The sequence below is a fragment of the Adlercreutzia sp. ZJ242 genome (genome assembly GCF_011038995.1).
Lineage (GTDB): Bacteria > Actinomycetota > Coriobacteriia > Coriobacteriales > Eggerthellaceae > CAAEEV01.
Genome location: NZ_JAAKEE010000036.1, coordinates 20,348 through 27,613, shown reverse-complemented (window position 1 = coordinate 27,613; position 7,266 = coordinate 20,348). Strand labels below are relative to the sequence as shown.

Sequence of the window (7,266 nt, the reverse complement as noted above, 5' to 3'; positions counted from 1 at the left end):
GGCCGGCGAGTCGCGGGCTGCGGGCGCAGGCGGCGCGCAGCGCGGCCGGCTCGTCATCGTGCCGACGCCCATCGGGAACCTCGGCGACATGACGGCCCGCGCCCTCGACGCGCTGCGTGCGGCCGACGTGGTGTGCGCGGAGGACACGCGCGTCACGGGCAGGCTCTTGGCGGCGTTCGGCGTCGAGAAGCGCCTCGAGCGCCTCGACGAGGCGCTCATCGGCGCGCGGGCGGCGCGCGTGGCCGAGCGCGTGCGCGCAGGCGAGGTGATCGCGTACTGCTCGGACGCGGGCATGCCGGGCGTGTCCGACCCGGGGATGCGCCTCGTGGCGGCCGCGCGCGCGGCGGGCGCGGCTGTGGAGGTGCTGCCCGGCCCCTCGGCGGTGGCCACGGCGTACGTGGCGAGCGGATGCGCGAACGCGAGCTACTTCTTCGGCGGGTTCTTCCCGCGCAAGGTCGCCGAGCAGCGCGCGCGCCTGGAGTCCCTGCGCGCCCTCGACGCGGCGCTCGTGTTCTACGAGAGCCCGAACCGCCTAGTGGGGGCGTTGGAGGCGGTGGCCGAGGCGTTTCCCTTGCGCGAGGTGACGGTGTGCCGCGAGCTCACGAAGCTGCACGAGGAGGTGCTGCGCGGGCCGGCGGGCGAGGTGCGCGACGCGTTCGCGGCGCGCGCGGGCGAGCCGGGCGGCATCCGCGGCGAGATCGTGCTCGTGATCGACGGGCCGAACGCGCGCGAGGCAGCCGCGGCGGCCGCCGACGCGGCAGGTGCGGCGCGCGTGCGCGCGGGCGAGCTGGCCGCGCAGGGCCTGCGCACGAAGGAGGTCGCCCGTCGCCTGTCCGCCGAGTTCGGCCTCGCGCGCAACGACGCCTACGAGATCGCGGTGGAAGCGCATGGGTAGCGCCGCGTCGCGCGCGTCCGGCGGACGCAGCAGGCGCGATGGGCGGCTCCGCACGTCGGCGTCGCGCACGTCAGCCCCGCGCGCGGCAGGCGGGCAGGCGCCCGCGCCGCGGCTCCTGACGGTGGACGGGTTGGACGTGTGGGTCACGCGCAAGTGCGTCAAGAACGTGAGCCTGCGCGTGCGGCCTGCGGCGGGCGGCCCGCGCGTGGAGGTGTCGGCGCCCGCGCGCACGTCGGACGCCCTCGTGCGCGCCCTCGTGCGCGAGAAGCGCGCGTGGGTCGAAGCGCAGGTCGCCGCGCTGGCGAGCTCGCCGCGCATCCGCGCCGCCGAGGCGACGCCCGAGGAGGTCGCCCAGTGGAAGGCCGTGGTGTCGGCGTGCGTGCCGGCGCTCGTGGAGGCGTGGGAGCCCCTCATGGGAGTGCGGGCGGGCAAGCTGGCCTACCGCAACATGACGAGCCGCTGGGGCAGCTGCCAGCCGGCCACGGGGCGCATCTGCATCAACGTGCGCCTGGCGCTCTACCCGCCGGAGTGCTTGGAGTACGTGGTGGTGCACGAGCTGTGCCACCTGATCGAGCGCGGGCACGGCCCGCGCTTCCGCGCGCTCATGGACCGCTTCATGCCCGACTGGCGCGCCCGCCGCGACAAGCTGCGCTAGCGACTCGGCGTCTCGGCCGCCGCGTCGGCGAGCGTCATGCCGTCGAGGTAGTCGAACATCGCCTGCTGCAGGCCGCCCCAGATGCGCTGCGACAGGCAGCCCTCCTGCCGCTCGCACGCGAACAGGCCGCTCATGCAGTCGAGCAGCTCAAGGCCGTCCTCCGAGGCGCCCACCACGTCGGCGAGCGTGATCTCCTCAGGCGGGCGCGCCAGCTCGTAGCCGCCCGCGTACCCGCGCGTCACGCGCAGAAGCCCCGCGCCGGTAAGCGGCGCCACCACCTGCTCGAGGTACTTCTTCGAGATCCCCTGCCGCGCCGCCACGTCCTTGAGCGCCACGCAGCCCTCGTTCGCGTGCTGGGCGAGGTCGATCATGAACCGCATCCCGTACCGGGTCTTCGTCGAAATCTTCATGCGCGCGCCTTTCAGTTGTCGTTGCCGATAGCTTAGCAAAAAACCTAGCAACTTGCTTGACTTTGCCGTTGAAACCCGTATATTAAACCCAGCAAACTACTAGACTATGGGAGCGGCGAAAAGCGACGCAGGGACGGCGGGGCGCATCCCCCCGTCCCCGGCAACGCCCCTCCCACGCAAAGGAAGCGCGATCATGAAGCAGATCTACCTGGACAACGCATCCACCACGGCGGTCAGGCCCGAGGTGCTCGACGCCATGCTGCCGTACTTCACCACCGAGTTCGGCAACCCCTCGTCGATCTACCCGCTCGGGCAGCGCGCCTCGGACGCGGTGGCGGCCGCCCGCGCCTCCATCGCGAGCCTCATCGGCGCCTCGCCGCGCGAGGTGTACTTCACCTCCGGCGGCTCCGAGGCCGACAACTGGGCGATCAAGGGGTTCGCGCGCGCCAACGCGGGCAAGGGCCGCCACCTCGTCACGAGCGCCGTCGAGCACCATGCGGTGCTGCATGCCTGCGAGGCGCTCGAGCGCGAGGGTTTCGAGGTCACCTACCTGCCCGTCGACGCCGAGGGGCTCGTGTCGCCCGCCGACTTCGAGGCGGCCCTGCGCCCCGACACCATCCTGGCGTCGGTCATGTTCGCCAACAACGAGATCGGCACGCTGCAGCCCGTCGGCGAGCTGGCGCGCATCGCGCACGAGCACGGCGTGGCCTTCCACACCGACGCGGTGCAGGCGCTCGGCCACGAGGCCGTCGACGTGCGCGAGCTCGGCGTCGACATGCTGTCGGCGAGCGCGCACAAGCTCTACGGCCCGAAGGGCGTCGGCCTTCTGTACATCCGGCGCGGCGTGAAGGTCCGGAACCTCATCGACGGCGGGCAGCAGGAGCGCGGCCGGCGCGCCACCACGGAGAACGTGCCGGGCATCGTGGGGTTCGCCCGCGCGCTCGAGCTGGCGTGCGCCGAGCGCGAGGCCGAGCATGCGCGCCAGGCCGCCCTGCGCGACCACGCCTTCGCGCGCATCGCCGCCGAGATCCCGCACGCCAAGCTCAACGGGCACGCCACGCGGCGCCTCGCCAACAACGTGAACTTCTCGTTCGAGTTCATCGAGGGCGAGGGCATGCTGCTGCAGCTCGCGGCGCGCGGCATCTGCGTCTCGTCCGGCAGCGCCTGCACCTCCGGCTCGCTCGACCCGAGCCACGTGCTTCTGGCCATCGGCCTGCCGCACGAGATCGCGCACGGCTCGCTGCGCATGACGCTCGGGCGCGACACCACGCGCGAGGACGTGGACTTCGCCGTCGACGCGCTGGCGAAGACGCTTGAGAACCTGCGCGCGATGAGCCCGCTGTACGAGGACTTCAAGCAGGGCCGCGTGACATCCATCATCGACGAGAGCTTTTCGAAGCAGAACTAGGAGCATCCCATGGCAATGAACTACTCCGAGGCGGTCATGGACCACTTCACCAACCCGCGCAACGTGGGCGAGATCGAGAACGCGAGCGGCTGCGGCACCGTGGGCAACGCGGTGTGCGGCGACATCATGCGCGTGTACCTCGACATCGACGACGACGGCGTCATCCAGGACGCGAAGTTCAAGACGTTCGGCTGCGGCGCGGCCATCGCCACCTCCTCGATGGCGACCGTGCTCGTGAAGGGCAAGACCGTCCAGGAGGCCCTCGAGGTGACGAACAAGGCGGTCATGGAGGCGCTCGACGGCCTGCCGCCCGTCAAGGTGCACTGCTCGCTTCTGGCCGAGGAGGCCATTCACGCGGCGCTGTGGGACTACGCCGAGAAGAACGGCATCGCGATCGAGGGCCTCGAGAAGCCCGTGAGCGACATCAGCGAGCACGACCACGCCCACGGGGCCGACGACGAGGAGGAAGAGGAGTAGCCGAATCGTACAGCAGCGCCCGGTGCCTTGTACGGCAGCGCTCGGTGCCGCACGATTCGGCGCCTCCCTTTGCCTTGACAGCGCGCGGTGCCAGGTCGGGCGCTCGGCATGCGTTGCTCTATTACCTGATAAAATCAAGCAGTTGTCTATCTCTTCCAATGGTGACAAAGCTGATAGTTGACATAAGCTAATATCTGCTATAATCGTTCACGCATTGACAAGAGCGAGGGGAGGGCGCGTCCTTCGGGGCTGCGCCTTCCCCTCGCCTTGAGAGCGACACCAAGGAACAAGGGAGGCAACACATGACCAACCAGAGGACGATGACGCGCCGCGCCTTCGTCAAGGTTGCGAGCGCTGCGGCGGCCATGGCGGGGATGACGGCGCTTGCGGGCTGCGCGGGCGGCGGCGCGAGCAGCGCGGGCTCGGCGGCGGGCAGCGCGGACGCGGAGGCGCCGAAGCTCGACAACACCATCAACCCCGAGGTCGAGGAGCTCAAGGCCGTCCTTCTGGGCAAGGACTCCAAGATCGCGGCCATCATCGTGGCGCTCAACAAGGGCTACTACGACGAGGAGAAGCTCACGCTGTCCACGCAGGTGGTCTCCGGCGGCTTCCCCGAGGCCATGCCGGCGCTCTCGAACGGCTCGGTTGACGTGCTCCCCTTCGGCTCCATCCCCACCTGCACCTACGTGGGCCAGGGCGACGACCTCGTGATCTTCGGCGGCACGGTGGCCAACGGCTCCGAGTGCGTCACCCTCATCGAGAACAAGGACAAATACGCCAAGCCCGAGGACTTCAAGGGCAAGAGGATCGGCTGCTTCCGCATGGAGACCGGCCACATGGTCACCAAGAGCTGGCTGCGCCAGAACGGCATCGAGGACGGCAAGGACGTGGAGTTCATCCTGCTCGAGAGCGCGGCCGCCGAGGTGGCCGCCGTCGAGAACGGCGAGCTTGACATGTGCTTCGTGAACAGCGGCTACGGCTACGTGGCCACGCAGGGCGGCAAGTGCGCCGTGGCGTTCCGCCCCAACGAGCTCATCGGCAAGGACTTTCCCTGCTGCCGCCAGTCCACCAACCGCAAGGCGTTCGAGGAGAAGCGCTCGGCGCTCATCAAGTTCGAGATCGCCAACTTGCGCGCCATGTACGACATCGCCAACGACCACGAGGGCACCATCGCCATCATCACTGAGTACTCCGGCCAGCCTGAGGAGTACGTGGAGAGCATCACGTACGGCAAGGGCGACTACGTGGCGGCCATGACGTTCGAGATGGATCCCTACACCGACGACGTGAAGGCGTTCTACGGCGACATGGTGGACAACGGCGACATCGAGGACGCCGACAAGGACCTCATCGACGCTCACCTCGACTCCACCATCTACAAGGCGGCGCTCGACGTGCTGATCGAGCGCGGCGAGAACAAGGAGTTCTACGAGGAGCTCCTCAAGGTCTACGAGGCCCACAACACCATGGGCGCGTAGCCCCTGCCATGCAAGCATGCGCGCCCGCCCTCCCGCGGGCGCGCTCTTCTTTGTCGAGGACCTCCATGCCATCCATCGTTTTCAAGGACGTCACGTACTCCTACGTCAACAACGGCGAGTCCTTCCCGGCGCTCGAGGACGTCAACCTCGAGATCGGGGAGGGCGAGTTTCTGTGCCTGGTGGGGCACTCGGGGTGCGGCAAGTCGACCATGCTGAGCCTGATCGCGGGCTTGGCTCGCCCCACGCGCGGCAAGGTGCTCGTCGGCGGCGAGCCCGTCGTCGGCCCCGGCCCCGACCGCTCCATCGTGTTCCAGAGCTACTCGCTGTTCCCGTGGCAGACCGCGCTGCGCAACGTCACGTTCGCCATCCGCAAGACCGATCGGAAGGCGACGAAGGAGCAGGCCCGCGCCCGGGCGCTCGAGCTGCTCGAGCAGGTGGGCGTCGGCGAGGCGGCGGACCGCTACCCGTTCCAGCTCTCGGGCGGCATGCGCCAGCGCGTCGCCATCGCGCGCGCCCTGGCGGTCGACGCGCCCACGATGCTGCTCGACGAGCCGTTCGGCGCGCTCGACCCCATGATCCGCCGCAAGCTGCAGCTGCTCCTGCTCGACCTGTGGAAGGGGGCGTGCTGCAAGACGGCGGTGTTCGTCACGCACGACATCGACGAGGCGCTCATCTTGGCTGACCGCATCGTGTTCATGGAGCCGCGCCACGTGGTGCGCAGCTTCGAGCTGCCGCGCGACCGCTCGCGCGACCCCGAGGCGCTCGTCTCTGACCCGGTCGTGCGCGCGGTGAAGGACGAGGTGCTCGCGCTCTTCGAGGCGACGGCGACGGGAGGGGAGGACGCATGAGGACGCGGAGGCAGAAGGCGGCGGCCGGCGCGGGCGCCGCGGCTGCCGTGACGGCTGGGGCTGGCGCGGGGGCTGTGGGCGCCCAGGCGCTCGCGCCCGCGGGGGAGGCCGCGTCGCGCAAGTTCGTCACGGCGTCGTTTCTGGCGGCCACCGTCATGTTCGCGGCGCTCCTGGCGGCCATCGCCGTCCCCGGCAAGGTGACGCCGCGCACGAGCGTGCCGTTCTACGTGGCCGCGGCGCTCATGGAGGCGCTGTTTCTGTGGCGCTACGTGGCGGGCGGCAAGAAGCGCTCAACCTGCCACATCGCCATCGTGGTGTGGGTGCTGCTCATCGTGTGGGAGGTGGCGTCGACCGACCTCAAGCTCACGCACCCGGTGCTCATCCCCATCCCCGAGAACGTGTTCGCGGTGTTCCCGAAGCTCTACGACGAGCTTCTGCTCAACGTGGCGTCGTCGATGGCGCTCCTGGCCCAGGGCTTCATCACAGCGCTCGTGGCGGGCTACCTCATCGGGCTGTTCGTGGGCTGGGTGCCGCAGCTGCGCGAGGCGGTGTACCCCATCGCGCACGTGCTCGCGCCCGTGCCGGCCATCGTGTTCGCGCCGTATCTGGTGATGCTCCTGCCGTCGTTCAAGATGGCGGCCATCGCCGTCATCTTCCTGGGGATCTTCTGGCCCACGCTGCTCAGCACCATCCTGCGCGTTGAGTCGATGGACCACCGCATCGTGGAGTCGGCGCGCATGCTGGGGCTTTCGACCCCCGAGATGATCTTCCAGGTGCTGCTGCCCTTCATGTACCCCGCCATCGCCCAGGGCTTGAAGACGCAGCTGCCCTCGGCCATGCTCATGCTCGTGATGGCGGAGATGTACGGCGCCACGAGCGGCCTGGGGTACTTCGTCATCAACTACACGAACTACGCGAACTACACCAACGTGGTGGCGGGCATCATCATGGTGGGCGTCGTGGTGACGGTGCTCGACGGCCTGGTGAGCCTGCTCGTGCGCAAGACGGTGAAGTGGAGCGAGTAAGCCGCAGGCGCGGTATCAAAGCGCGTGCTTCTCGCGCCTTTGCAGACTACCCATATGAGCTGGTGTTTCT

At 69.3% G+C, this 7,266-nt stretch carries 8 protein-coding genes; 7 read left to right on the top strand and 1 reads right to left on the bottom strand.

Features of this window, described 5'->3' with window-relative positions; translation table 11 throughout:
• Positions 1-55 precede the first annotated feature (55 nt).
• Positions 56-895, top strand: a complete 840-nt coding sequence (gene rsmI / locus G7Y49_RS08795; protein WP_241157355.1) for a 16S rRNA (cytidine(1402)-2'-O)-methyltransferase — start codon at positions 56-58, stop codon at positions 893-895.
• Positions 888-1,550, top strand: coding sequence for a M48 family metallopeptidase (locus G7Y49_RS08790; RefSeq protein WP_165172996.1), 663 nt, complete (start codon positions 888-890; stop codon positions 1,548-1,550). The genes rsmI and G7Y49_RS08790 overlap by 8 nt, the downstream gene beginning before the upstream one ends.
• On the opposite strand, the gene G7Y49_RS08785 is transcribed toward G7Y49_RS08790, so the two are convergent.
• Positions 1,547-1,960, bottom strand: a complete 414-nt coding sequence (locus G7Y49_RS08785) for an Rrf2 family transcriptional regulator (RefSeq protein ID WP_165172995.1) — start codon at positions 1,958-1,960, stop codon at positions 1,547-1,549. The genes G7Y49_RS08790 and G7Y49_RS08785 overlap by 4 nt on opposite strands.
• A 193-nt stretch (positions 1,961-2,153) precedes the next feature.
• Here G7Y49_RS08785 and nifS point away from each other — a divergent pair, with 193 nt between their 5' ends.
• The 5 genes from nifS to G7Y49_RS08760 all read left to right on the top strand — a co-directional run bounded on the left by nifS (position 2,154) and on the right by G7Y49_RS08760 (position 7,196).
• Positions 2,154-3,368, top strand: a complete 1,215-nt coding sequence (gene nifS, locus G7Y49_RS08780) for a cysteine desulfurase NifS (RefSeq protein ID WP_206214610.1) — start codon at positions 2,154-2,156, stop codon at positions 3,366-3,368.
• 15 nt (positions 3,369-3,383) lie between these two features.
• Complete coding sequence (gene nifU, locus G7Y49_RS08775) at positions 3,384-3,845, top strand: Fe-S cluster assembly scaffold protein NifU (protein WP_165172998.1); 462 nt, start codon at positions 3,384-3,386, stop codon at positions 3,843-3,845.
• A gap of 302 nt (positions 3,846-4,147) precedes the next feature.
• Positions 4,148-5,323 (top strand): ABC transporter substrate-binding protein, encoded by a 1,176-nt coding sequence (locus G7Y49_RS08770; protein ID WP_165172993.1) that lies wholly within the window; start codon positions 4,148-4,150, stop codon positions 5,321-5,323.
• A gap of 65 nt (positions 5,324-5,388) precedes the next feature.
• Positions 5,389-6,171 carry an ABC transporter ATP-binding protein gene (locus tag G7Y49_RS08765; RefSeq protein WP_165172991.1) on the top strand — a complete coding sequence of 261 codons (783 nt, stop codon included), beginning with the start codon at positions 5,389-5,391 and terminating at the stop codon, positions 6,169-6,171.
• Positions 6,168-7,196 (top strand): ABC transporter permease, encoded by a 1,029-nt coding sequence (locus G7Y49_RS08760; RefSeq protein WP_165172989.1) that lies wholly within the window; start codon positions 6,168-6,170, stop codon positions 7,194-7,196. Before G7Y49_RS08765 ends, G7Y49_RS08760 begins: the two co-directional genes overlap by 4 nt.
• Positions 7,197-7,266: the final 70 nt, after the last annotated feature.

Bases quoted from the DNA above. Each gene is read 5' to 3' on its own strand.
- G7Y49_RS08790 (WP_165172996.1), top strand. From the start codon at position 888: ATGGGTAGCGCCGCGTCGCGCGCGTCCGGCGGACGCAGCAGGCGCGAT.
- G7Y49_RS08785 (WP_165172995.1), bottom strand. From the start codon at position 1,960: ATGAAGATTTCGACGAAGACCCGGTACGGGATGCGGTTCATGATCGAC.
- nifS (WP_206214610.1), top strand. From the start codon at position 2,154: ATGAAGCAGATCTACCTGGACAACGCATCCACCACGGCGGTCAGGCCC.
- nifU (WP_165172998.1), top strand. From the start codon at position 3,384: ATGAACTACTCCGAGGCGGTCATGGACCACTTCACCAACCCGCGCAAC.
- G7Y49_RS08770 (WP_165172993.1), top strand. From the start codon at position 4,148: ATGACCAACCAGAGGACGATGACGCGCCGCGCCTTCGTCAAGGTTGCG.
- G7Y49_RS08765 (WP_165172991.1), top strand. From the start codon at position 5,389: ATGCCATCCATCGTTTTCAAGGACGTCACGTACTCCTACGTCAACAAC.
- G7Y49_RS08760 (WP_165172989.1), top strand. From the start codon at position 6,168: ATGAGGACGCGGAGGCAGAAGGCGGCGGCCGGCGCGGGCGCCGCGGCT.